The following is a 25,046-nucleotide window of genomic DNA, read 5'->3' as shown; positions in this document are numbered from 1 at the left end:
ATATGTTACAAGATCTTTTAACTGACTTCAATACAGCAAAATCACAAAGCAATCTCATTCCTGCAGGTACAATAGCTAAAGTACAAATAGCCATTCAGCCTGGAGGTTATGATGGCGACTGTTGGTTAACTAAAAGTAGGACCACTGGAAGTGTTTATCTCAATACTGAATTTATTGTAACTGAAGGTCCATATGCGAAACATAGAATCTATCAAATCATTGGAATTAAAAGTAGCAAAGCAGATGGTGAAGATAGGTGGAGTGAAATGGGACGCTCCATGATTAGAAGTATTTTAGAATCTGCACGTAATATTCATCCGCATGACACCTCAGAGAAAGCAGTTCTTGCTCGTAAGATCAACGCTACTGGTGACTTAAATGGCCTAGAATGCTTAGTAAAGATAGGAATTACAGCTGATGAATATGGAGAGAAGAATAAGATTGCTGCGGTTATAACTCCAGAGCATCGTGCTTACACTGATTTTATCAAAAATTCTCAGGTTAATTGGTAATGAAATACGATGAAGGAAGGTTATGGTCTGTGGTTATTATCCAGGCCATACAAGATCTATTAGGAAAAAATCAAAAGCTAAGAAAAGAAGCGCAAGGATGGATAAATTCTCAATCTTTTGCTATGGTCTGTGATCTTGCCAATCTCGATTTTGAACGGACAAAAAATGCATTGAACAAAATTGGAACAAATAAAGAAGGACTTATAGATTTTTCTTCATCAGAGGTTAAATCATTATTAATTTACAATTTAGATAGACTACTTTCTAAAAATGAGAATAAATGGGTTAAGTCTGTAGCCATATTCCTTACCACTCATTGCTGACCACGGTAAAGTTTGAATAACATCATCTCTTTTTACATTTAACCCTAAGGTTTTAGCTAATTTCTCTGTTATATTTTTCTGCATTCTATTTATTGGTTTACGAATTTGCTGTTCTACATCGAAAATATTTCCTATCCTATTTGCAATTTCCCCAACACTTAAAGCTTTATACTGCTCCTTAGAAATTCCTTCCTTAAAATCTTGCCAAAATTGTTCTAAAAGAATAAAAAATATATTTCCAGATTTTGAGTGTTTATCAATAACTTCTATATTATTAATACAAATGTTATTTCCTTGAATTTGTAGCTGTAAGATTTTCTCTGGTGGAATAGGTTGAGCGTATTGTAGTGGTACATAAGGATAATAATTTAATGCTTGTAAAGAAACGTTAGGTAATAGTTCTGGTATTCCTTTTTCGATTGCTGTGAGTAATATTTCTTTTAAAGTTTTGTACTTACAAATTATATCAGCCATAGAAATAGTATACAAATTTAGTAATAGTTTAAGATCTCTTGTCCCAAGGGTTATTAAAACAGTAGGGTTAATTCTTAATCTATCTGCAGTTAAATATGATGTATCAGTACATAAAACTGGTATAACAATACTAACTATTCTATTTTGAAAACTAATATGGTAAACTCCTGCTTCAGCTTTTTGCCATATTAGACCAGTTAATAGACTTTCAAAATAACTTACTGTTTTTTCTATATTGAGTTTGATAGAAAGTACAAGAGATCTTTGTTTTTTATAAGTATTAGGAAAAATATAACGACCACAATCTTCACAGCTCAAATCATCACAGTCTTCATTAAAGTCATGGGCAATTATAATCTGATTTTTGCAATCAGGATCATATACATCTGGAAAATCAAGATCTAATTCGTTAGCACAAATAACAAAATATGATATTTCAAACTCAATAAATCCAAGCTTACTTAAGTATTTAGCAGCTTCTAAATAGCCCTTCTTAGGATTTATCCAAGATCCATTCATTAATATAGCATTAACTATTTCTCTATTTTGAAAGTGCTTTTGCTTTTGATAAGACAGTAATACCATAAGTATCCTTAATTAAAGATTTAAAATCATCTCGTTCTTTTTTATTAAGTATATGTTCTGAATAATTAATTGCTATGTAGTTTTGGTCTTGTCCATTTATTTGAAAAGATAAGGTGACTTTCTTATTTTGAAATATTACTCTTGCATGTTGAACTAGAGAAACATTATGTAATATACTACCAACAGAAGGTTCTAGCTTCTGTAGCCACTGTTCAATATCATTTGTAGTTAGAGTAATATAGGTTTGAGATGAACTAAATTTTAATTCAAATAGGTTAATATTAGGCACTGACTTGTGTACACATGCATTTAAGAATGTACGTACCTGTGCAACTTCAGTTTGATTATGTGTGTTAATAAATGAACACTCACGTTCAAAATACTGACTTACAATATAATTTGTTATTCTGAGACCTTGACTGATACTTTTAGTACATAAATTTACCTGATTAGCATTAAGAGAGAAATCAATTATAATCCAATCGGGTTTATGACCATGCACTACTTTATTTGAGTTTAAAAGAAAACAAAAGTCACTAGCTCGCCGTATAAAGACATATATACGATTTTGATGGTAGAAGAGACCCTGCAATTGATTTTTTAAACTATCATTACGTCTCGCATCGTCTTCCTTAAGAATTTGCTCTATGATTTCTTGTGAGATAAAATCTTTAAATGGAGTATTGTTTACTTGTCTTGGTACCTTCTGTAAGGTAAAGGCAGTAGAGCCTCTTTTTTGCACCTTATCAAAATGATAAACAGATTTTAATAAAGAATAATTTGTCTGAAATAATAAGAACAGTAAGGATCTTTTATCATATTTAGTATTATTTTTTATTAAATATAGCTCCATAAGCTTTTGAGTAATAGCCAGTCTTGCAACTTCACTAATAGCTGATTCAAGTTTAGTACGATCAAAATAACTAATCAGATAATAGTTAAATAGTACGTCAGAACCATTGGCAATGATTTTACGTTTTTGCTGCACTGACATATTATTATGACTTATATCATCTTCAAATAGTTGCTGCTGATGATTAAAGCAATGCTTAAAGATAATATTTAATTGCTTACCGGTGAGAGAATCAAGCCAGAACTTACGTATTTCTGGATTCTGAAAACGACTAAGTAAGTAGTGGGCGGGAACCTCTAAATCATTTTCCCAGAACTCATAGCTTGGGTAGATATCCATTACCTCTTCAAAGTAGAATAGAGTATATTATATTTAGCATGATAAGTGAGTCAAGTTGCAATAAAAGTTAAATTTAACTAAATTAAATGAAGATTTTTGGACAAAATTTCTCCAAATCTTGTATATAATATATGTAAGGCTTTTAAATCCAATAAATGTCAATCCTCACTGAGTCAGGTCGAGCAGCAATAGCATTAAGTATAAAAGAACAACCCATACATCTTGCCTGGGGCACAGGTGATGCTTCTTGGGAAAGTAACCATAAAGTCGAGAAAACTTTTTTAAAGGGTGAAATCAAGCTTGACCATTACCCAGTTAAAGATGTTAAGGTTTTCAAAGGAGAAGTAATCTATAAACCAAGTGTGGATTATATAGTTGATAGCAGTACTGGTATAATAAAACGTGGAGAAAGTAGTTCCATTTTAAATGATGAGGATGATACTGTAACTTTAGAATACACGCAAAGCACAAAAGCAGAGCCAATCAATTCTACAAAGTTGATAAATGAGGTGGGTAGACGTACGGCTGATGAAGTTATCTTTTGTAGCGGTGATGATGAGGGAGAACTAATTACTCCTACTGGGAGATTTAAGCCTTCTTCTCTGCCAACAGGTAGCTTATATCTTAAATTTACTTTCGATTTTACTGATGCTTGGGATCAAGTGATACGGGAACTTGGAGTTATGGTTGGCACCAAAGTGAAAGAGGTATTACCTCCTGGGCAAAGATATTTTGAACCGCAAGATATTATTGATTCTGGAATTTTGTTGGTACTTGAACACACCGTGCCGCTTATTAGAACTGCTGCTACTCGTGAGACCTTTTCCTTTGTAGTTACTTTTTAAACTCTTTTAGTTTTATGACACTCAATAGTTATTATAATCGTTTCAATCCAGAAAGAAGATATGAACGTAGTCTATTCTTAGCAGGGAGAGGTTTACAATCAGCAGAACTTAATGAGATTCAAGATTATGCTCTCTTTAAACTTAAAGGTATAAGAGACGCTATTTTTAGTGATGGCGATATTATCTCTGGAGCTAATTGCATTATTGATGAGAAGACTGGTAATTTGAGCTTGGTAAAATTTATCTTCGTGGCTCAGTTAGAATAGTTGAAGCTGCAGAGTTTATCATTCCTCTAAGTACTACAGTTCGTATTGGTATTTACTATACTGAATTAACAGTTACAGAACTTGAGGATATAAGTCTTCGTGATCCTGCAGTTGGTACAAGAAATTATCAAGAAGTTGGAGCAGCAAGATTAAAAAGCACTATTGTTTGGGGATATCAAGCGGAGGGCATCACTCAAATTTGGAGTTCTATCCTATTTATCATATTGAAAATGGGATTCTCATTCAGCATTCTCCCCCACCACAAGCAAATATAGTAACCACAGCTCTTGCTCGCTATGATCGTGAAGCTAATGGCTCTTATGTGGTAAATGGCCTTGAGGTAATATTTTTAGCTAGAGAAAATAAAGATGGCAAGAAACAGCAAGTATTCATGATCAGTGAAGGTAAAGCTCATGTTGATGGTTATGAAACTCTTCTACCCCATAGCAAACGTGTTTACTTTGATGAAGATCCAGATATTAAAGCTGTTGCCTCAGAACCTCATACTTTTCAACCCGATAGTAAAAAAGTAATGGAGCTTGTTTTAAATGATTCACCCATCACTGAAATTAAAAAAGTCGATATTACTGTACAAAAAACCATCACCATAACTCATGGCTCATATTCAGGAGCAGTAGATCCTATACCTGACTCAGCTGTGCTTGAGATTATTCAAATAAAGCAGGGGGAGACTGTTTATGAAAATGCTGTAGACTATAAACTCCATGCTGGAGATGTTGATTGGTCATTACCAGGTAAAGAACCAGCACCAGGTAGTAGCTATCAAATCACTTATCGTTGTCGTACTTATGCCTCTCCTCATGATTTAAATGAACAAGGTTGTAAAGTAATTGGAGCAGTTGATGGAACTTTAATCCTGGTTGATTATAGCTGGAAAATGCCAAGATATGATTTAATCACCATCGATAGCAAAGGGGTAATTAGAAGAATAAAGGGCATAGCCCATCCTTGGCAACCATCCATTCCTCAAGCTCCAGTAGGACAACTTGCTCTTAGTTATGTTCAGCAAAAATGGCACGAAAAAGAAAGCCCTAAAGTAATAAATAATGCTATTTATGCCATACCTATGAATGACTTAGAGGCCATGAAAAAAAGTATCAATGATCTTTATGCTCTAGTTGCTGAAGAACGTTTGCGTAGTGATGCGAGTTTAAGAGAGCCTACTGCTAAGAAAGGGGTATTTGTTGATCCTTTTTTTGATGATGATATGCGTGATTTAGGTATTACCCAAACAGCAGCGATTGTAAATAAAGAACTGACTCTACCTATTACTGCTACAGTAGTTAATCTTAAGCAAGCAACAAAGCCTTATCTTCTCCCCTATGAGCTTGAGCCAGTATTAGAACAACTATTACAAACCAAAGAAATGAAAATTAATCCCTATCAAGCCTTTGATCCTGTACCAGCTAAAGCTACAATTAACTTAAGCGTTGATCATTGGACGGAAGTAAAAACTAATTGGCTCAGTTCCATAACTAGTAGATTTAGTGTTAATAACAGCACAGAGCTTGTAAGTAGTAGAAGTAATCAAATTGTCTTTATGCGTCAGGCCACTCAAAGTTTTGAGCTTGAAGGCTTTGTTCCTCATGAAGAACTCAAAGAATTAAGATTTGATTCCATCAGTATTAAACCTGAAGCTTAAAAATATGAATGCAGTTACACCGCTTACAGCTGATAACCAAGGAAAAATAACAGGAAGATTTACCGTACTAAGTAATATTCCCGCGGGAACAAAACTTGTACAATTTTTTGGTAACCAAGGTAGTTACGCTGAAGCAACTTATACCAGTCGTGGAACAATCACTACCGAAGAGAGAAGAAGAGTCATAGCCACTAAACGCATTGATCCTTTGGCTCAGACTTTTACTTTAAATGAAAGCAGACATATTGCTGGTGTAGATTTATGGTTTACAAATAATGGGACAAAACGGGTTGTCCTGCAGATTCGTGAAACTAATATTGGCATACCATCTCAAACTGTTGTTGCTGAAAGTTATATTGAACCACATGATGTTAACACTAATGGTAGTACAACACGTGCTATTTGGCCTCCAGTGTTTTGTGAAGCTGGGCAAGAGTATGCTTTAGTTGTTCTTACTGACGATGCTAATACTGCAGTAAAAATAGCAGAAGTAGGAAAATATGATGCGGTAAATGGTCGCTTTGTTGTCAGTCAACCTTATCAAATTGGGGTATTGCTTTCTTCCAGTAACGCTAGTACTTGGACTCCCCATCAAAACTTGGATTTAACTTTTAGACTTTTAGCAGCAAGGTTTACTGAGAATACCCACACCATTGATCTTGGCAAGATCACTACAGATAAAACTTCAGATCTAATAGTTCTAGCCAATATTGAAAGAGTTGCTTTTGATACTAACGCTGAGGTTTTGTTGACTGATGAGAACGGTGAGGAATATCATTTATCTGACAATTTACCTTTAATACTGCGCTCAATGGAGAACTAAAAGTAGAATTAAAGGATCAGAGAAGAAAAGCCCGGTGCTTTATCCAGGAGTTCATTGGTAATCTTTTAGAGTCTGCAGATTATGTTACCAGAAGTATTCCTGCAGGAGTAGATACTAAGGTCACAGTTACTTATGATGCTGTTCTTCCAGGCACTGCTGATGTTAAAGTTTACCTCCAAAAAGCTGAGGGAGAGTGGCAATTGATTGATTTAACTGCTGGCAAGCCAATAGGTGAATCTCAGGTAGAGAGAACTCATGTGCTGATAAATTTTAATGCAAGTAGTACCAGAATGAAGTTAGTCTTAAGTGGTACAGCACTGTATCGCCCTAAAGTGAGAAATTTGAGAATAGTCATTACATAGTATGCAAGATGATAAAACAGAGCGTGGATACTTATTACCGCACCCGGATAATATTGCTGCTGAGGACGTAGCTCGTATCCGTAACACCATTATGAAAATAGATAAGGATATTAGCTTACAAGAAAGTGAACACTTAAATCTCAAAGATGCTTTTATCCGTTTTAGTTTTGAAACTTTTTTAAATTTATGGAAATAAAATGACCATCGTCAAAGAAGTAGTTAATGCTCTGCAGCAAAGACTTAAGGAATTGTCAATAGATGCTACCCCTGATAAGATAGCCTATTTAGCTAAAGCGTTAGAATCTATAGCGGGACAGAGCACAGTTTTTGATATTGTAAATATAACTGATGAGAAATTAAAAGAACTTCTAGATAGTGCAACGAGTCATTTAAATAAATTAGACACCACTAAAGATAAGGCTTTAACTGCTATTTCTCAGCTGGAAAAACAATCATTAAAAAACATCGATGATAAAAGTATAGAAAGCTTATCATTACTTGATACGAGAAAAGATGCAAATATTGCCGCAATTGATAGTAGTGGGAATCTAGATCAAATTAAGGGGGCAGTTGATGATTTAAGCAAGGAGATAAAAAGCCGTAGTATGATTGCACCTGGATCAGTACCTTTATTATTTGGAATATTAAATAGATATAATGATAATTGGGGATCAAGTAACTTCTCTAGTGAACTTGGCCAATGGTACAGTAGTACAACCGGTGCTAATTACATGCTTGCTTTTCTTGCTGGGGCTCATAAGGAAAGTACTAGATATTGTAGTTTTTATAAGCCGCCACAGCTTTATTTTCTTCAAGGGACAAATGGTACATTTCTTTATAAGGAGATGTATTTGCGTTACGCTGTAAGTACAAACGTGTATCAATATCCATATGCATTACTGGGAGTAATCTTTGTTAAGAACACCAGTAAAGAAGATATAACTCGAACATTAAATTTTACTGGTTCATCAGGATGGAGTTCTGGTTATGAGGGTGCCGGAGTATTTGTTGGTACCCCAGATGCAATCAATCCTAATAAAGAAAAGACTTCAACAGTGACCTGGAAAAATGTGCAAAAGCATAATAGCACAAGTACGGAATTATCAAGCTCGGCTACTATAGTTATTCCGGCGGAGAAAACAGTAGCAATTGTGCTTTATACCTCACCGTATTACTACACTAATACTAGCAGTTATTACGCCCAATTTATGTACTTTGGTATTTATGTAGCAGCTTTTTAACCACTGGGCTTGAGATTGACAGGGAGAGAACACTTCGGGCTTTGCAGTGCCCAGGATTAGAATATGTTTATCAGATTTGGAGCTAGAAAATGCCTATTTATATTCGTTTTGTAAATAATAAACAAGTTGAAACCACTACCCTTGAAAGTAAACCAGAAGATGAGGGATGGCATGAGGCTCCAAGAGATTTTAGTTGGCAAAAAAGCTATTGTTTAACGGAAGGTGGAGAGATTGCACAGTGTAGCGATGAGGATATAAAACTAGAATTATTACAGAATGCTAAATCTGCAGCACTTACAAGTCTTAATATTTACTTCCATAATTATACTGGGCCATATGTGGGTTATTCTCATCACAAAGCCAAATCATATGATATTCAAGCTCAAGCTGCAGGAAATATTCTCAAGGCAGAGGAAACAAAGCAACCTTTAAATAATCAAGATACAGAAATTATTGCACCTTTAGCTAAAGTACGTGACATATCGATAGTTGAGATGGCCAAGCTGATTCAAGAAAGGGTAAACCAAGCGATAAAGGCCATAATAAAATGTGAAGAGCTTGAAAGCTTAGCCAAGAAAAAAATTAAAGAAGCTAAAACTGACCAGGAGCTACAAAACATTCTCAATGATTTTATTAAAGAAACTCAAGCTTCTTAAAAAAGGATAAATATATATGAATGACCAATTCTTCCATGGGTTGTTGAGATAACCTCAGGTCCAAGGTACCAATAAATCAGCAGTAATTGGCGTTATTGGTACTGCTCCAGACAGCGATAGTAATGTATTTCCATTGAACAAACCATCACTGATTGCAGGAAGCTTAAAAGAAGCAGCTAAACTTGGTAAGAAGGGTACTCTTCCTGCAGCTATCAATGCAATCTTTGCACAAATTGGAGCAACGGTAGTAGTTATTAGGGTTGAGGAGGGTAAAAATAGTGATCCTCTTTTAAAAGATGGCGAAACACTTAAAAATATTATCGGAGGAATAGATAAAAAAACCGGAGAATATCAAGGTATAGAAGCTTTCTTAAGTAGTGAAACATGTGACTCCAAGAATACTGGTTGCTCCTCATTTTACTCAGCAGTTATCTAAAACAGAGTCAAATACTGAAAAACCTAAAAATCCAGTAATTAGTGCTCTAATCCCCATAGCTGAGAAGCTAAGAGCAATTATAGTTGCTGACGGCCCCAATACTAATGATGAAGAGGCAGTTAAATATCGCAAAAGTATTGGCAGTAGCAGAGTTTATGCAGTTGATCCTTGGGTTAAAGTTTTTATTGATAGTAAAGAAGAAATTTTACCTACAAGCCCATTTGTTGCTGGACTTATTGCTAAAGTTAACAATGAACTTGGGTTTTACCTTCAAATCAAGAGATAAATGGTACTTTTGGCACGAGTCGAGCTATAGATTTTACTTTAGGTGATTTAAACTCTCGAGCTAATTACTTAAATGAGAATGAAGTTGCAACCATTATTCACCAAAACGGCTATAGATTATGGGGAAACAGAACCTGCTCCTCTGATCCTAAATGGGCATTTTTATCGGTAAGACGAACAGCGGATTTAATCAATGATAGTGTTCTGCGTGCTCATCTTTGGGCAGTTGATCGTAACATTAGTAAAACCTACATTGATGATGTTATTGAAAGTGTGAACTCTTATTTAGCACATTTAAAGGCACAAGGAGCAATTCTTGCTGGTAAGTGTTATCCTTCACCAGAGCTTAATACTCCTGCAAACATTACAAGTGGCAGGGTTTACTTTGATTTTAAGTTTACTCCATCTTATCCAGCTGAGCAGATAACGTTCCGTTCGTACTTAGCTGATAGCAATATAAAAGAGATATTTTAAAATTTAAATAGGGGGATAAATTTTATGTTACCGAAAATTTTAAAAAACTTTAATGTCTTTGTTGATGGTCGAGGTTATGCTGGTCGCATTGATGAGCTCACTTTACCTAAACTTACTATCAAAACTGAAGAATATAGAGCTGGAGGGATGGATATCCCAGTAAGTATTGATATGGGGATGGAAAAGCTTGAAGCTGAGCTTACTTTTGCTGAGTATGACACTGAGCTTTTTAGACTTTTTGGTTTAACAGATGGCAATTCAGTACCTTTAACCTTAAGGGGAGGACTCCAAGGAAGTGGTAATAATAATATTGAAGCAGTGGTGATCAATTTACGAGGTACCTTTAGAGAACTTGATTTTGGTAATTGGAAACCTGGAGAACTCTTAAATGTATGGTCAATGCTCACTATTACAAACTTACCATAGGAGGCAAAGAACTCATTGAAATCGATGCTGAGAATATGATGCGTAAGATCAACGGTGTCGATCAGATGACTCTACTGCAAACGGCTTTAGGGCTGTAAATATACTAAAACATTAATTTAATTACAGGAGATAATATGAATACAATATTACTTAATGAACCTATTACTGCCAATGGCTCTGTTATTTCTGAGCTTACTCTTAGACGGCCAAAAGTGCGGGATTACTTAGCTATAGATCGTCTTGATGGTAGTGATTTGGCAAGAGAAGTGGCTTTAACTGCTAACCTTGCTTCTGTTACCAGGGAAGCCATAGAAGAGTTAGATATTACTGATTACGTTAAGGTACAGGAAGTGTTAAAAGGTTTTTTTCCGTCACAAAGGACTTAAGGTTAAATGTACTATTGCTTAGTTCTGTTATAGGTGGCGGGATTGAGCAATTTCTAGATATGGAAATAGAAGAATTCATTCTTTGGTTTAAAGTAGCAAGGGAAATTAAATGTCAACACTTTCAATAAAAATCGGCGCAGTACTGGATGGTAGCTTTAGTAGTACTATGACTGGAAGTACAGCTCAGCTTTCTCGTCTTGGCAGTACAATCAGGCAACTTGACTTATCAATGCAATCAGTATCTAAGTTTAAGCAATTAACTCGTGACTCATTGACTGCCAAAAAATCCTGGAAAGATTTAGAAGGACAAGTAAAATCCTTAGCTAAACAGATAAAACTAACCGAAAAACCAAGTAAAGCTCTGCAAACAGAATTTAATAAGATTAAGTTATCGACATCTAAGGCAAAAGCAGCTTATTTGCACAAAAGAGAAGCCCTCTACCAATTAAATCTAGAAATAAGAAAAAGTGGCCAGAATATAGAGTCTCTGGTTCGTAGTCAACTTAAACTCGGAGCATCAGCTGAAAAGCTAAAAAGCCGTTATCATGCACTTGGTTCAGTTATAAAAAAACAGCAAGAGGTTTTAGCACAGAGAGCAAACCTTAGATCTCAAATGGTAGATGCCATAGCATTAGGGGTAACACTTGCAGCACCACTAAAAGTTGCTATTGATTTTGAATCTGCTATGGCTGATGTTAAGAAGGTGGTAGAATTTACTCCTAATACAAGCGAAGCTACCGATTTTGCTAATAAGCTAAAAGAAATGTCACGTACTATACCTTTATCAGCAGCAGAACTTGCCCAAATCGCTGCTAGTGGTGGTCAGCTTGGTATTGCAAAAGAAGATCTCACTAAATTTACAGATACAGTAGCTAAAATGGCTACCGCATTTGATATGACGGCAGAAGAAGCGGGTGATGCCATTGCTAAACTCTCCAATGTTTATAATATTGGCATTGATAAAATGGGTAAAGTTGGTGATGTAATAAACCATTTATCTGATAATACTGCAGCCAAAGCCAGAGAAATGGTGGCAACTTTAAATATAATTGGTGGTACAGCAAAACAGTTTGGCTTGGACGTTACTCAAGCAAGCAGTTTAGCTAATAGCTTTATTAGTTTAGGTAAACAACCAGCTAAAGCGGCAACAGCAATAAATGCTATGCTCAGTAAACTCCAAACTGCAGGAGAGCAAAGTAGTGAGTTCCAAGAGACATTAGAGGAAATGGAGTTAAGCGTAGAAGAGCTTGAAGAAGCCATCAAATCTAATGCCCAAGGAGCACTGATGAAATTTCTTGCAGCACTAGAGAAAATAGATAGCCAGGAACGTTCTAAAATCTTATACAAGCTCTTTGGCCTTGAGTATCAAGATGATATTGCCCTGCTAGTTGGTAGTTTAGATAAGTATAAAAAAGCTATAGAGCTGGTTGCTCAAGAAAGAGATTATGAAAATTCTATGCAGAAAGAGTTTGATAATCGTGCAAGTACTACAGCCAATAATCTACAATTGCTTAAAAATTCAATGGCTGAAGTTGGTATGAATTTAGGTGCAGTTATGCTCCCTACTTTAAATACAATCACTGGAGCTTTAAAAGCTATATCTACCAGCATAGCTCAATTTGCAGAGAGATATCCCAAAATAACTACAGCAGTGGTGGGAGTTACTACTGCTCTGATTGGTTTTAAAATAGCAGCAGTAGGACTAGGTTATGCCCTCACTTTTATTAAAGGTGGAGCTTTAGCACTAGTAGCTATTATGCATGGACCGCTTACTCTAGCATTTACTAAATTAGCTTCATCGGTATTTCCAGCAGTAGTTTTAGGACTAAAAACCATAGCACTAGCTGTGATCAGTAATCCTATAGGTATAGCAGTTGCAGGACTTGTAACTGGTGCAGCTCTTATAATTAGCAATTGGGAAAAGGTGAAAAGTTTCTTTGCTAGTTTTTGGGAGTATATTAAATCAATTATAAAACCCATTGGTGAGGCTTTTGCTTGGATAAGCAATACTGCTATTTCTCCACTTAAGAATACTGTTTCACTATTTAAGAAGAAGTCTGCTCAAAACACTATTTTAAAGAGTGTATATTCCCCTTTAAGTAGCAGCACATCAAAAGAGTTTTCTAAAAATAATACTCTTAAGAATTTTAAGGTAAATAGCGTTATTGAAGAGAAAAAGTTTGCTGAGAGTAACTCTAAAGACGATACTGACAAGATATTTAAAGAGTTTATCAAGAGTAAATTTGAAAATAAGGAAGAGAAAACCTTCAATAAAACTCAACATATTACTAATAATTATAATATCAGTATTAAAGCAGAGCCTAATCAAGATACTTGTAGTCTTGCTGATGAAGTTATAAGAAGAATAAGAGAACAAGCACGTGGCGCCCTTTTTGATATAGTAGAAGAGGTTTATTAATGCTGTCACTTGGACCATATAAATTTTTACCAACAAGCTTACGATACTATAAAGAGCAAAGATGGCATGCAGTTGAGTGCATCGGTCAAATATCATTACAAAATATTGGTTCAGGGGTAGAACATATTGATTTGGAAGGAATAATCTATCCGCAGCTGCATTTTAATGATCTAATTAATATGAGAGAGTCATGGGTAAAGCAAATACCCCATATCTTAGCCCAAGCTTCAGGGTTTATCTTTGGGCATTTTGTTATTACTCATATAGAAGAAAGGCAAAGATTCTTTCTCCCTTCTGGTTTGCCAAGAAAGATTGAATTTAGCTTAAGTTTAAAACGTTATGTATTACCATACTCAAGAGAATGAAGTTTTAGATTATATCTGTCATCAACATTATGGCTTTACTTCTGGAGCTGTGGAAAAAGTGTTAGAGGAAAATCCTGGACTTGCAGAATATGGTAGTTTTTTGCCCGCAGGACTTAAGATTAAGTTGCCTAAGCTTGAGAAGATGTTACAAAAGTCCATTGTAAGAATTTTAGATTAAAATGATACCTGATTTTAATATAATCACAGGAGAAAGCTTTGTTATAGAGAATTTGAAAAATAGGTTAATATCGCTGCGTATTACTGATGAACTTGGCACTACCAGTGATGAAGCTGAGATATGTTTTAATTATGAAAATGGTGCTTTAGAGTTTGCAGGTAATTTAAAGGTATTTCTTGGATATAAGGAGACAGGGTTATTTCCCATGGGAGTTTATGTAGCCAATGAAGTAATAATACAAAGTCCACCACAAACAGTAAGGATTAAAGCTCATGTTGCTAATTTAAAGAAGTCTTTAAAAGAACAGGTATCAAAACAGTGGCATCAGATTACTTTAGGTGATTTAGTAGAACAAATAGCACAAAAGCATGGTTATGGAGCTAAAGTTGCTACAGAGTTCAAAGATATCTTAGTGCGGCATACTTATCAAATCAATGAGAGTGATATGAGTTTTTTAACTAAAATAGCTAGAGAACATGGAGCAATAGTTAAGCCTATAGGTGGATATATAATCTTTGTCTCTAAAGGAAAGTCAAAATCAGTATCAGGGAAAACTTTAGAAGCAATAGCTATCACCCCTCAAGATGTAATTAACTGGCAAGCATGTTTTACTGTACGCAATCGTTATAATTCTGTGATAGCAAAATGGTATAATTACGAAAAGGGAGAAACTATTTCAGAAACAGCTGGAGTTGGTAGTCCAAGTTATGTCATGCGGGAAGTTTACTCAAGCTCAGAATTAGCACTAGGTGCAGCTCAAGCAAAATTAAAACAACTAAGGCGTAGCACAGCAACCTTAGATATAACTATACCAGGTAATCCTCGAGTTTTTACTGAAGCTAGACTTAATCTTGCAGAATTTGGCAAAGAAATAGATGGTACGTGGATGATAAACAAAGTAGAACATACTTTAAATAGCAGAGGTTATCTTACTGCATTAGTGGCATCTAACAAATAAAAGGGTTAAGAAAAATTAAATAAATTATCTATTTAATGTAGAAAAAATGTTAAATATGAACAAGCCGAATAAAAATGTAAAAAACAGTCTAAACCTTATATGGCTTGTAGTAACAGTAATATGTGTTTTTATTACTTATTATTGCATGAAAGTAAAAGCTACCAACAATTATGAACAAATATTGCAAGTTGCTGCAGAAGGTTGTAATCTAGAAATCACAAAATTCTTAGTACAGGATATACTAGACATAAATAGTACTTCAAGTGTTAGTTCAAAAACACTAATTCATTCTGCAAGAGGAGGGTGTTTGGAAATTATAAAGTTTTTTGTAGAGAAAGGGGTAGATATTAACGCTACAAATGGCAGTACAAGCAAAAGAACAGCCTTACACCATGCTGCGTATGTAGGTCGTTTAGAGATTGTTAAACTTTTATTAAAAAAAGGAGCAAATCCTAACGTGAGAGATAACGACGAAAAAAATCCTAGAGATATGGCCGTAATAGAATCACGACATAATAAAGATAAACCCTACAATGAGATTATAAGTCTGCTTTATAACGCAGACAAGCAATACAAATTTGAATAATAGTCTACTGAGCAAAAGAGGATAATATATATACTAACATTCTAGTCTTACTAAACCCATTTTAACCAAAAAACTTTAATCAAAATTTAAACCATTTTAGCAATGAGGAGAAGCATGAAAAACCAAACTATAGGAAAAATCCCAATAGCAGTAATTATAACAATGGTAATACAAACAGTGGCAACAATCTGGTGGCTCGCAAAGCTTGATTTTCGAGTACACATGCATGATAAATTAATTGAACATGGATTAATAGAAAAAGTATTGATACTTGAGGAAAGAGTAAAAAACCTCTCTGAAGAATTAGATGAGTTTAAAATTCAAATTTCTAGCTCAAGGTAATAATTATTCTTTTCCAGCTGGTGTATAAGGATTAGACTGCAATTGGCGCTCCTTCCAATTTTCTACATATTTTTCAGTTAATGCATGATTGCCTGTAATAATCAATAAATTTTCAGCATTCCTTAATTCAGCAGATGCAGTAAAATTGAATGACCCCGTTATGATTTTTTGATTATCAATAATAATAACTTTATTGTGCGATATTTCTGGTTTAAGGTCAATCCATATTGGTATTTCTTGTTTAAACAGTTCATTGATAACGCTATATTTTGAGTGAATTTGTGTTTTATCTAAAATTACTTTAACGTCAACACCTCGATTTTTCGCTTTAATTAAAGACTCTGTAATTGGCTTAGAAGTAAATGTGTAGGCCTGAACCAATATGGACTTTTTAGAATGATCTATTGTACTAATTATCTGCTCAGTACATTTTTCTCCGGGTGTAAAACAGACCGTAATTCTTGGGCAAAGTGGAGATATAAAGTCTATACACCCAGATAAAGATAAACACGTTAATAAAATCAACAAATATCTAGTATTTAGCAATGTCAAAATATATCCTCTCAGTTGATGGTGGTGGGATCAGAGGTATTATCCCTGCTACTGTTCTTGCAGAAATAGAAAAGAGAACAAGAAAGCCAATAGCTCAAATATTTGATTTAATTGCTGGTACTTCAACCGGTGGCATTGTTGTTGCTGGGTTATGCAAGAAAGATGATCAACTAAATATTCTGCTCAAGATTTTTTATCAAAAGTATGGATCTTATATCTTTAGATCCTTCTTTTTAAGAAAAGCAATTGCTTGGTTTAATGGTGCAGAGTACTCATATAAGAATCTTGAACATGTTCTAACTGGGTATTTTGGTGAGGATACTTTGAGCAATACTTTAAGTAATCTCCTGTTAACTAGCTACGATATAGATAATCATTGTCCTTTCTTCTTTAAAAACTGGCGAGAGGATAGAAATCTTATCAAGTTAAAAGATGCTTTAAGAGCTACAACTGCAGCACCCACTTACTTTACCCCTAAACATCTTAAAATTAATCAAATAAATAGAGTACTGATTGATGGGGGAATCTTTGCCAATAATCCTGCTGCCTGCGGATATGCTAGTGGCAAGAGGTTATTTCCAAATGATGACATAACTATTCTATCTCTTGGTACAGGTACATTAGAAAGAACCATAAAATATAGTAGCTCAAAAAGATTAGGCAATGGGTTAAGCCTTTACTGGATATTATGTTTGGCTTGATGCTGTTGATTATCAACTGGGTGAAGTAATGGGAGATAAGTATATAAGAATACAATCTCAATTAAAAATTGCATCAGCTGAGATAGACAATACTACTGCCAAAAATATCAAGGACTTAAAAAAAGAAGCCCAGATGAAGAATTTTGTCAGATAGTAGCATAAATATTATAGATTTTTACTAAATCCAGCACCAGAAGTTTTTTAAATGTTTACTAAATACTTTCTCGTATAAAGAGTATTTCTCTTAAACATTTCTCTTGCTAAATATTAATACTATCCTAACCCTGAAGAGCACATACTTTATTATATAACGCTCTATGGAGGTCAGTATGGGGATTGATAAGGATTTAAATGCTATAGCGAGAAAAGTTAATAAAGGTAAATATATTAACTCATTATTATACCCTCTGGTTAATAGTATACTTGGTTTAAAAATGTTTCATCTGGCTGCTAAATATAATTGGAAAGGTATATTAGAATTTTTAGTAAAAAAAGGCATTAAGGTTAATGTTAGAGATAGAAACGGCAACATCGCTTTACATTTTGCTAGTAAAAATGGCCATTTAAATATTCTTTTAAACCTGGCTATGAAGAAATTGTTGATAAAAAATGGTGCAGATATGAGGACTGCTAGCTTATACATTTAGCAGCAAAAATAATGAAATTCTGAAGATGCTCATAAAAAGTGGTGGATATGTTGATGTAATAGATAAAGATCTAAATACACCCCTGCACATTGCAGTTTTAAATAATTGTGAAAACGTTGTAGAGATTCTATTACAAAATAATGCTAACGTTAATGCGCAAGGAGAATATGACTTTACATCTTGCAGTAATTAAAAAAGAATCGTTGAATTATTACTAAGCAAACATTTATTTAGAGATAATTATGACAGCTCTGGATATCGCTCAAAAAATAAAGAGATTGAACAATTGCTTTTGAGTTTTATTATAGGAACAGATTACATACCTGAGTAAAGATTATCTCCGCTCAAAAAGCTTTTCAATGTCAGAGAGTTTCATTTCTATATAGGTGGGTCTACCATGGTTACATTGGCCAGAAAATGCTGTCTCTTCCATTTGCCTGAGCATAGTGTTCATCTCTTCAAGTTTCATAGCTCTCCCCGCTCTGATTGATCCATGGCAGGAGATGGTTGCACAAATTTTTTTCATTTTATCTTCTATTGGTAAAGTATCTTCCATCGCTATCAGATTATCGGCTAAATCCAATACCGTTTCTTTGACATTAATTGCACCAAAAATTGCTGGGGTTTCTTTGACTGTCACTAGTGTATCTGAGGCAATCTCAAGACCCAAACCCATTTCACTCAGTTTATCTTTATATTTTGCTATAAGTTCTCCAGCATGGCTACTTATTACTACAGTTTCAGGAATAAGTAATTTTTGTCTTTTAATCCCTGACTTTTTTATTACCCCTTTTAAATACTCATAAACCAGCCTCTCATGAGCTGCATGTTGATCAACAATAATTAGCTTATCCTTTGACTGCGCGATGATATAAGTGTTATAAACCTGACAACGTGCAAGCCCTAAAGGATATTCTTCTACTATATTTATCTGCTCTTTAGTTAAAATATCTGTTTGCTGAGAAGGTTTTAACTCTTTTTGTAGATCCAAAGAGTATGGTTTATCTACTAAAAAACTATCCCTTTTTGTTTCTAAATCAGGAGAGAGGAATTTATTCATTAACGAACTTTCTAAAGGAGATGGTCTTTTGGAATAGAATTCTTGATTCCTTCTATTATCCTTACTTACCTTACTGTTTTCACTAATCTTATCATCGGCAATAAATTTCTCAAATGGGCTCAAAGGAATATCTTTCTTATCACTTAATCTTGTTGATAAGGCTTTAATTAATCCCCTGGTGATTACCTCATATATAAGCTTTTTATCTCTAAATCTTACCTCTAGCTTATTGGGATGCACATTCACGTCTACCTGATCGTAAGGCACTTCTAAATGTAGTACAACAATTGGGTACCTGCCACTAGGAATAAAATCATTATATGCATATCTTATGGCCCCTATGAGCATATTATCTTTAATTGGCCTATTGTTAACGAAAGTATGGATCATAGTAGAGTTACCACGGTTTACTGTTGGTTTGCAGATGTAGCCTGTTACGCCTGTACCATCCTCTTCTTCCCTCACTTTAAGAGAATTCTCCGCAAATTCCTTGGCAATCTCGCGTAACCTAAACAGTAGTGATTCTTGCTTATTATATTTTAAAAGCCTTTTGTTATTGGCGCTAAGAGTAAAACCGATGCTGGGGTTTATCATGGCCAAGTTATTTATAATGTCAACAATTGCTTGAGTTTCTGCTCTTTCAGTTTTTAAAAATTTAAGTCTATTAGGAGTGGCAAAAAACAAATCCCTTACTTCAATTTCTGTACCACCTGGAATAGAAGCAGGAGTAAGATCCATCACCTTTTCTCCACCTTCATAAGCTATACTCCAAGCAGCTTTTGCTCGCGATGAAAGTTTTATTCTACTTACTGCAGCAATTGAAGGTAGTGCTTCTCCACGAAACCCTAAATGTTTTATTTCCATCAAATCATCATCATTTTTAAGTTTAGAAGTTGCATGGCGCTTAAATGCTAGCTCAATATCTTCCTTCTCTATGCCAGTACCATTATCTAAAACAGTAATGAGATTACGCCCACCACTTTCTACTTTCACTTCAATTTCTCTGCTACCGGCATCTATAGCGTTTTCTACTAATTCTTTTACCACACTAGCTGGACGTTCTACAACCTCACCAGCTGCTATACGATTAATTGTTTTTGCATCTAATAGAATTATCGCCATAACACTTTAACATCTATTGACGCAGGCTTATTTCCTCTTATACCAGTTTTCTGTATATTTTTTAGCTGTGACATCGTCATCAATTATAAGCAAGTTTTCAGCATTTGTGCTGCAGCTGTAAAGTTAAATGAACCAGTTATTACTTTTTTGCCATCTACTATCATCACTTTGTTATGAGCTATTGCAGGTTTGTTATCAATCCACACCGGAATTCCATTACTTAATAGCTCTTTGACAATTGGAATACTGTACTTGTGTTTTACCTGACTTTTATCGAGAATAACTTGCACTGCTATACCATTCCTTTTAGCTGCTATAACCCCATTTACAATAGGCTTTGAGGTGAACTCATATGCTTGTAATAGTATAGACTTCTCAGCCTTATCTAACATGCTAACAATTTCTTGGATACAATTTTCACCAGGAAACTTCTATACTAGGACAAGTAGATGCATAACTATGCAATGAGACCAGGACAGACAGAATAAATACAAGATACTTCATATTATGTTTATTTTTTAATTGTAATATGATACCATAAAAGACTAAAGCTGCTATTTTAATTTTGTAAAGTTACTTTAAATAGTGTATAATTATTAATATTTTATTCTCTTTCTTTATATGGCTTTTTCTAAGTTTTTAGATCCAAAATGTGACCTAACCTTTAAACGAATTTTCGGTACTGAGAAGAATAAAAATATTCTTATTCACTTCCTTAATGATATTTTAGAGTTTCATGGAGAAAGTGCAATACAAGAAGTTGAATTCCTTAGCACTATAATGAATCCAGAGATTGCTTCTGATAAACAAAGCATTGTTGACGTTCTCTGTAAGGATTCTCATGGTAATAGATATATTGCGGAGATGCAGGTTGCAAGAGATAAAGGTTTTGAAAAACGTGCTCAACTTTATGCTGCTAAGGCTTATTCACGACAGTCTGGTAATTATATTGATTTTAAGAAAGTTTTCTTTATTGCTATTTCCAATTGTACTCTTTTTCCTAAAGAAGTTGAATATATCTCTACCCATAATATTCGCGACATTAAGACCAATGGCCATTACTTAAAGGATTTTCAGTTTGTTTTTATAGAGTTACCTAAATTTGCGAAAAGTAAGGTGGAACATCTGGAAACAGTTGTAGAGCGCTGGTGCTTCTTTTTCAAATATGCAGAAGAAACAACTGATGAAGATTTAAGGAAAATTGCAAAACAGGAACCAATAATAAAGCTAGCGTATGATGAGCTGGATAAATCAGGTTGGACCGAAAAAGATCTAGTAGCATATGAAGAAAGAATTTTAGATTTTCAGAAGGAAGCTGCTATTTTAGAGCAAAAACTTGATGATGCTACTGAAAAAGGTAAAAAAGAAGGCAGAGAACAAGGCATCAAAATTGGCGAAGAAAGAGGCATACAAATCGGTACTCAACAAGGGAAAATTGAAGGGAAAATTGAAGGGAAAATTGAAGGGAAAATTGAAGGGAAAATTGAAGGGAAAATTGAAGTGGCCAAAAAATCACTGAAGGCTGGAATGTCTATAGATATCATAGCCGAGATAACTGGTCTATCTGAAAGTGAGATTAAAAAATTACAAACATAATATTCTTGCTAATACAACCAATCTGATCTATGATAGCTTTAAGAAGTTTTAAATTTTATTTAGAGTTAGTTTTTTTCCAATTTCTTGTTTTACACCTTCTACCTCACATAGAATCGTAATATCTATTTAAAGCAGAAAATTTATTTTGCTTTAAAAGCTATAGACACTATGTTTAGCATAGGTTTCCTTAATATAAGATTTTTATGCTTACCAATAATCAGAATCAATTACAGTTTCATGTAGAGTTTTTAAATATAGATGATAAAGCTCAGAAACACAATAATCTTACACCACTGCACTTAGCAGTAGGAAATGGTAAAATTGATTTAGTAAGTACTTTGTTGGCAGAAGGGTTGGATATTAATTCACAGATTAAGTATGATGGTTTTACACCACTGTGTTTTGCAATTGCAAACAATCATTTAGAGATGGTTGATTTTCTCATTGCACATGGAGCAGATGTAAATCATAAGGCTATGCTAGGGTTTACACCTCTAATTTTTGCATCTCAACAAGGCTACTTAGGTATAGTCAACACTTTAATTACAAATGGAGCAGACTTTGGCGCTAAAACAGATAAACTTAATACACCGTTACATTTAGCAGCAGAACATGGTTATCTAGATATAGTAAATGTTCTTATTAAAAAGAGATTGGATGTTAATGCTGTAAATAATGATAATGTAAGACCTTTACATTTCGCATGTATGAATGGCTATCTTGAGATAGTAAAAACTCTAATCGCACATGGGTCTGATATTAACTCTGGTTCCTCAGCTATCGGTAGTTATGATAAGAGAATTCATACAAATATTACACCCTTACACTTAGGAGTGCAATTTGCTCATTTAGATGTAGTTAAGTTTCTACTTGAAACAGGAGCAAACGTTAATGCTAAAACAAGTGATAGGACTACAGCTCTACACTTAGCATCTCAAAATGGCTTTTTAGAGTTAGTGGATATTTTACTAAAAGCAAAGTCTAATGTTAATGCTAAGGATTATGAAAATCTTACACCTTTACACTTAGCGGCAGAACGTAATCACCCTGAAGTAGTTAAGTCTCTTCTTCTTGTAAAGGGAATTGATGTTAACGCTAAAGCATACGATAATTCTACAGCTTTACATATAGGATCTCAGAGTGGTCATTTAGAAATAGTTAAGCTACTACTGGAAAAAAACGCCAATGTTAATGTTAAAAAAAATGAAGGCTTCATACCTTTACATCTGGCAATCCAGCAAAGTCATTTAGAAGTAAGTGATTTTTTAATTAAAAGTGGAACAAACATTAATGCTATGGATGATCAGAATTGGATTCCTTTACATAATGCAGCATATAATGGTTTTTCTTTAAAAATAGTAAAGGCCTTAATTGAAAAAGGAACAAATATAAATGCAAGGATAGATAATGGTAGGACGGCTCTACATTTAGCAGCAGAACACAATCATTTAGAGATAGTAAATTTTCTCATTAAAAGTAAAGCAGATGTTAATGCTATAGATAATAGAAGCTGGACACCATTACACTATGCAGTATATGATGGTCATTTAGAGGTGGCTAAATCTTTAGTTAATAAAGGAGCCAATATTAATATTAGAACAGTTAAGTGTACTACACCTCTACATTTTGCAGCAGATCATGGTTACTTAGAGGTAGTGAAATTTCTCTTAGAAAGAGGAGCAGATGTTAATGTTCTAGATCATACAAATTGGACACCCTTACATTTTGCAGCAGAAAAAGGTTATAACAAAGTGTCTATTGTTCTGTTGAAACATGGTGCTGATGCAAGTGTCAAAGAAAATCAAAGCGGGGGCACAGCTCTGCATTTTGCAGTTCAATATGGTCACTTCAAGGTAACTAATACTCTTATTACAAATGGGGCAGATATTAATGCAAAAATGTATAACAATTCTACACCTTTATATTTAGCAGTAGCAAGAGGTCATGAATGTATAGTTGAAACTTTATTAAATAAAGGAGCCCGTGTTAATGCTAAAGCTCAAAATGATATAACACCATTACACATTGCTGCTAAAAATGGTTCTTGGGAAATTGTAAAATCTTTACTGAAACATGGTGCAATTTATAACGCTATTGATAAAAGTAATAATAAAATGCCGTTTAATTATTCTAAAAATCAGAATATTACCGATTTACTGAAACTAGTTGAAGAGCTGTTTGAAGACACAAAAAATGGTAATGTTAAAATTATTAGCAAGTTGAAAGCAGTAAAACCCGATGAGTTTACAGCCATTACAAATGCTCGTAACAATCAAGGTAAATCACTAATTCAGATTGCAATAATCAATAAACATAAAGATCTTGCAAGTGAATTATTAAAAATGTTAAGAAAACCAAGCCAGAGTTTACAAGATGTCAATGTAGAAAGTCGAGTCAGGAGTTTGGAGATTTAGGTTGTTTGAACGAAATTTTTAGGGCTACATATCTAAACCTTAGAGGTGTATCAAAAATTTGATATAGGGTAAGTAAAATTTAGGGGAGTTTTCAAAATATGCTAAATAATAATATTAATAAAGAATTAGAAAGAGCAGCTGTCTATGAGAGAGATTTTGAAAAAGTTAAAGTTCTTTTATCTACAGGTGCTAATGTTAATCTTAGAGTAGAACAGGATAAAAGCACACTGCTTCATAATACTAATAGTGTAGAAATTACAAAAGAGCTTTTGTTACGTGGTGCTGCAGTTAATGCAAGAAACATGTATAGTGAAACTTCATTACATTCTGCTATAACCTTGGGAAGGGAGTTGGCACTAGTTAGAGAACTTTTAAAGAATGGAGCTGATGTCAATGCAACAAACCGTAAAGGTAATACTCCACTTAATCATGCTGTAAAACGAAATTCTTCAGAAGCAATTATTAAGGAATTATTAGAATATGGAGCTGATATTAATATAAGAAACCGTGAAAGCCGGCTTTATGACAACCATTCTACACCCTTGGATAACGCTGTAGGTAGTAATCTAGCATATGCTGAATTACTTATTAAATTTACTCTAATAAGGAATTTCAACGCAGATTATAGAAAAATTATTAACTTAACTCCTTATAAGGAATTTAGTACTTATAGTAAATTATCGCATTATCTAGACAGATGTATTTGTGAAATCGCAGAGATGAAAAAGGATAAAATGAATAATGGTATTTCACTTTACGGATTTTATGTAGAAAAAGATCTAAATAAAATAGCATCATATACAAAAAGTAGAGAAATCACAGAATGTTACAAAAATAAATATCCCATTTATAATGATTTAATAATAAATAAATTAGAATATGGTAGAAAAAGGGAAGAATTACTAAATAAATTAGATAAGCTTAAGGTTTATGAAAAGGAAGTTATTCTTAACCTTGATTGTAAACGTAATATAGCCAAGTATTTATCCAATGATGATTTATTAAATCTAATAGTAACAGATAGTCCTTATGAGGCTTTTAGTAATAAAGCTAGCCAAAGTAGCATTCAACAACCAATTACTAAACTTGGTGAAGCCACGGCTTTTATAAATTCTCATGCTTCTCCTAAGAAAGCTAGACTAGAATTATAGTCTTTA

General features: G+C 34.0%; 25 protein-coding genes and 4 pseudogenes. 24 read left to right on the top strand and 5 right to left on the bottom strand.

All coding sequences use genetic code 11. The features are described from left to right. Positions 1 to 2: 2 nt before the first annotated feature. Both AACL19_RS02555 and AACL19_RS02550 read left to right on the top strand, forming a co-directional pair. On the top strand, positions 3 to 512 hold the full coding sequence (locus AACL19_RS02555) for a hypothetical protein (protein ID WP_339045294.1): 510 nt from the start codon (positions 3 to 5) through the stop codon (positions 510 to 512). Next, a complete protein-coding gene (locus AACL19_RS02550; protein WP_339046435.1) occupies positions 512 to 835 on the top strand; it encodes a hypothetical protein in 324 nt (107 codons plus the stop codon). The genes AACL19_RS02555 and AACL19_RS02550 overlap by 1 nt, the downstream gene beginning before the upstream one ends. Here AACL19_RS02550 and AACL19_RS02545 read toward each other — a convergent pair. Then, on the bottom strand, positions 770 to 1,894 hold the full coding sequence (locus AACL19_RS02545) for a hypothetical protein (protein WP_339045296.1): 1,125 nt from the start codon (positions 1,892 to 1,894) through the stop codon (positions 770 to 772). The genes AACL19_RS02550 and AACL19_RS02545 overlap by 66 nt on opposite strands. After that, complete coding sequence (locus tag AACL19_RS02540) at positions 1,851 to 3,086, bottom strand: hypothetical protein (protein WP_339045297.1); 1,236 nt, start codon at positions 3,084 to 3,086, stop codon at positions 1,851 to 1,853. Before AACL19_RS02540 ends, AACL19_RS02545 begins: the two co-directional genes overlap by 44 nt. A 155-nt stretch (positions 3,087 to 3,241) precedes the next feature. Here AACL19_RS02540 and AACL19_RS02535 point away from each other — a divergent pair, with 155 nt between their 5' ends. The 16 genes and pseudogenes from AACL19_RS02535 to AACL19_RS02465 all read left to right on the top strand — a co-directional run bounded on the left by AACL19_RS02535 (position 3,242) and on the right by AACL19_RS02465 (position 15,797). Beyond that, positions 3,242 to 3,931: a hypothetical protein gene (locus AACL19_RS02535; RefSeq protein WP_339045298.1), complete on the top strand. Its 690-nt coding sequence runs from the start codon at positions 3,242 to 3,244 to the stop codon at positions 3,929 to 3,931. Between the two features lie 14 nt (positions 3,932 to 3,945). Next, a pseudogene (locus tag AACL19_RS02530) lies at positions 3,946 to 5,860 on the top strand (DUF4815 domain-containing protein). A 4-nt stretch (positions 5,861 to 5,864) separates the two neighbouring features. Further along, positions 5,865 to 6,683, top strand: coding sequence for a hypothetical protein (locus AACL19_RS02525; protein ID WP_410519844.1), 819 nt, complete (start codon positions 5,865 to 5,867; stop codon positions 6,681 to 6,683). A 200-nt stretch (positions 6,684 to 6,883) separates the two neighbouring features. Beyond that, positions 6,884 to 7,045 carry a hypothetical protein gene (locus AACL19_RS07035; RefSeq protein ID WP_410519845.1) on the top strand — a complete coding sequence of 54 codons (162 nt, stop codon included), beginning with the start codon at positions 6,884 to 6,886 and terminating at the stop codon, positions 7,043 to 7,045. A 1-nt stretch (position 7,046) separates the two neighbouring features. Then, a complete protein-coding gene (locus AACL19_RS02520; protein WP_339045299.1) occupies positions 7,047 to 7,241 on the top strand; it encodes a hypothetical protein in 195 nt (64 codons plus the stop codon). Position 7,242: 1 nt separating this feature from the next. Further along, a complete protein-coding gene (locus AACL19_RS02515) occupies positions 7,243 to 8,286 on the top strand; it encodes a hypothetical protein (RefSeq protein ID WP_339045300.1) in 1,044 nt (347 codons plus the stop codon). Between the two features lie 89 nt (positions 8,287 to 8,375). Then, positions 8,376 to 8,942, top strand: a complete 567-nt coding sequence (locus tag AACL19_RS02510; protein ID WP_339045301.1) for a hypothetical protein — start codon at positions 8,376 to 8,378, stop codon at positions 8,940 to 8,942. 67 nt (positions 8,943 to 9,009) lie between these two features. Continuing rightward, positions 9,010 to 10,137: pseudogene (locus AACL19_RS02505) on the top strand (phage tail sheath C-terminal domain-containing protein); the annotation flags it as partial. A 24-nt stretch (positions 10,138 to 10,161) separates the two neighbouring features. Beyond that, a pseudogene (locus AACL19_RS02500) lies at positions 10,162 to 10,661 on the top strand (phage major tail tube protein). Positions 10,662 to 10,697: 36 nt separating this feature from the next. Continuing rightward, positions 10,698 to 10,949 carry a phage tail assembly protein gene (locus AACL19_RS02495; protein WP_339046433.1) on the top strand — a complete coding sequence of 84 codons (252 nt, stop codon included), beginning with the start codon at positions 10,698 to 10,700 and terminating at the stop codon, positions 10,947 to 10,949. 109 nt (positions 10,950 to 11,058) lie between these two features. After that, positions 11,059 to 13,368 carry a phage tail tape measure protein gene (locus AACL19_RS02490; RefSeq protein ID WP_339046431.1) on the top strand — a complete coding sequence of 770 codons (2,310 nt, stop codon included), beginning with the start codon at positions 11,059 to 11,061 and terminating at the stop codon, positions 13,366 to 13,368. Next, a complete protein-coding gene (locus AACL19_RS02485; protein WP_339045305.1) occupies positions 13,368 to 13,733 on the top strand; it encodes a phage tail protein in 366 nt (121 codons plus the stop codon). The genes AACL19_RS02490 and AACL19_RS02485 overlap by 1 nt, the downstream gene beginning before the upstream one ends. Continuing rightward, positions 13,708 to 13,911, top strand: a complete 204-nt coding sequence (locus AACL19_RS02480) for a tail protein X (protein WP_339045306.1) — start codon at positions 13,708 to 13,710, stop codon at positions 13,909 to 13,911. Before AACL19_RS02485 ends, AACL19_RS02480 begins: the two co-directional genes overlap by 26 nt. A 1-nt stretch (position 13,912) precedes the next feature. Next, positions 13,913 to 14,869, top strand: a complete 957-nt coding sequence (locus AACL19_RS02475; protein ID WP_339045307.1) for a phage late control D family protein — start codon at positions 13,913 to 13,915, stop codon at positions 14,867 to 14,869. Positions 14,870 to 14,924: 55 nt separating this feature from the next. Next, a complete protein-coding gene (locus AACL19_RS02470) occupies positions 14,925 to 15,455 on the top strand; it encodes an ankyrin repeat domain-containing protein (protein ID WP_339045308.1) in 531 nt (176 codons plus the stop codon). Positions 15,456 to 15,569: 114 nt separating this feature from the next. Beyond that, positions 15,570 to 15,797, top strand: coding sequence for a hypothetical protein (locus tag AACL19_RS02465; RefSeq protein ID WP_339045309.1), 228 nt, complete (start codon positions 15,570 to 15,572; stop codon positions 15,795 to 15,797). Between the two features lie 3 nt (positions 15,798 to 15,800). On the opposite strand, the gene AACL19_RS02460 is transcribed toward AACL19_RS02465, so the two are convergent. After that, positions 15,801 to 16,325 carry a phospholipase D family protein gene (locus tag AACL19_RS02460; RefSeq protein ID WP_410519869.1) on the bottom strand — a complete coding sequence of 175 codons (525 nt, stop codon included), beginning with the start codon at positions 16,323 to 16,325 and terminating at the stop codon, positions 15,801 to 15,803. Positions 16,326 to 16,342: 17 nt separating this feature from the next. On the opposite strand from AACL19_RS02460, the pseudogene AACL19_RS02455 reads away from it, so the two are divergent. The 3 genes and pseudogenes from AACL19_RS02455 to AACL19_RS02445 all read left to right on the top strand — a co-directional run bounded on the left by AACL19_RS02455 (position 16,343) and on the right by AACL19_RS02445 (position 17,890). Continuing rightward, positions 16,343 to 17,204, top strand: a pseudogene (locus AACL19_RS02455) (patatin-like phospholipase family protein). A 175-nt stretch (positions 17,205 to 17,379) separates the two neighbouring features. Then, positions 17,380 to 17,697: an ankyrin repeat domain-containing protein gene (locus AACL19_RS02450; protein WP_339046429.1), complete on the top strand. Its 318-nt coding sequence runs from the start codon at positions 17,380 to 17,382 to the stop codon at positions 17,695 to 17,697. Next, positions 17,678 to 17,890, top strand: coding sequence for an ankyrin repeat domain-containing protein (locus AACL19_RS02445; protein WP_339046653.1), 213 nt, complete (start codon positions 17,678 to 17,680; stop codon positions 17,888 to 17,890). The genes AACL19_RS02450 and AACL19_RS02445 overlap by 20 nt, the downstream gene beginning before the upstream one ends. 141 nt (positions 17,891 to 18,031) lie before the next feature. Here AACL19_RS02445 and mutL read toward each other — a convergent pair whose 3' ends face one another. Continuing rightward, positions 18,032 to 19,879, bottom strand: coding sequence for a DNA mismatch repair endonuclease MutL (mutL, locus tag AACL19_RS02440; RefSeq protein WP_339046427.1), 1,848 nt, complete (start codon positions 19,877 to 19,879; stop codon positions 18,032 to 18,034). 83 nt (positions 19,880 to 19,962) lie between these two features. Continuing rightward, the gene (locus AACL19_RS02435) at positions 19,963 to 20,271 is read right to left on the bottom strand and encodes a phospholipase D-like domain-containing protein (RefSeq protein ID WP_339046425.1); all 309 of its coding nucleotides are present in this window, start codon (positions 20,269 to 20,271) and stop codon (positions 19,963 to 19,965) included. Between the two features lie 229 nt (positions 20,272 to 20,500). Here AACL19_RS02435 and AACL19_RS02430 point away from each other — a divergent pair, with 229 nt between their 5' ends. From AACL19_RS02430 to AACL19_RS02420, 3 genes are all read left to right on the top strand, one after another. Beyond that, positions 20,501 to 21,475 (top strand): Rpn family recombination-promoting nuclease/putative transposase, encoded by a 975-nt coding sequence (locus AACL19_RS02430; RefSeq protein WP_339046423.1) that lies wholly within the window; start codon positions 20,501 to 20,503, stop codon positions 21,473 to 21,475. A 203-nt stretch (positions 21,476 to 21,678) separates the two neighbouring features. Continuing rightward, the gene (locus AACL19_RS02425) at positions 21,679 to 23,889 is read left to right on the top strand and encodes an ankyrin repeat domain-containing protein (RefSeq protein WP_339046421.1); all 2,211 of its coding nucleotides are present in this window, start codon (positions 21,679 to 21,681) and stop codon (positions 23,887 to 23,889) included. A gap of 98 nt (positions 23,890 to 23,987) precedes the next feature. Further along, positions 23,988 to 25,040, top strand: coding sequence for an ankyrin repeat domain-containing protein (locus AACL19_RS02420; protein WP_339046419.1), 1,053 nt, complete (start codon positions 23,988 to 23,990; stop codon positions 25,038 to 25,040). The last annotated feature ends 6 nt before the right edge of the window (positions 25,041 to 25,046 follow it).

The organism is Candidatus Mesenet endosymbiont of Agriotes lineatus (genome assembly GCF_964019585.1).
In the GTDB taxonomy this organism is placed as follows: Bacteria; Pseudomonadota; Alphaproteobacteria; order Rickettsiales; family Anaplasmataceae; genus Mesenet.
This window is presented reverse-complemented; position numbering and strand designations above follow the sequence as displayed.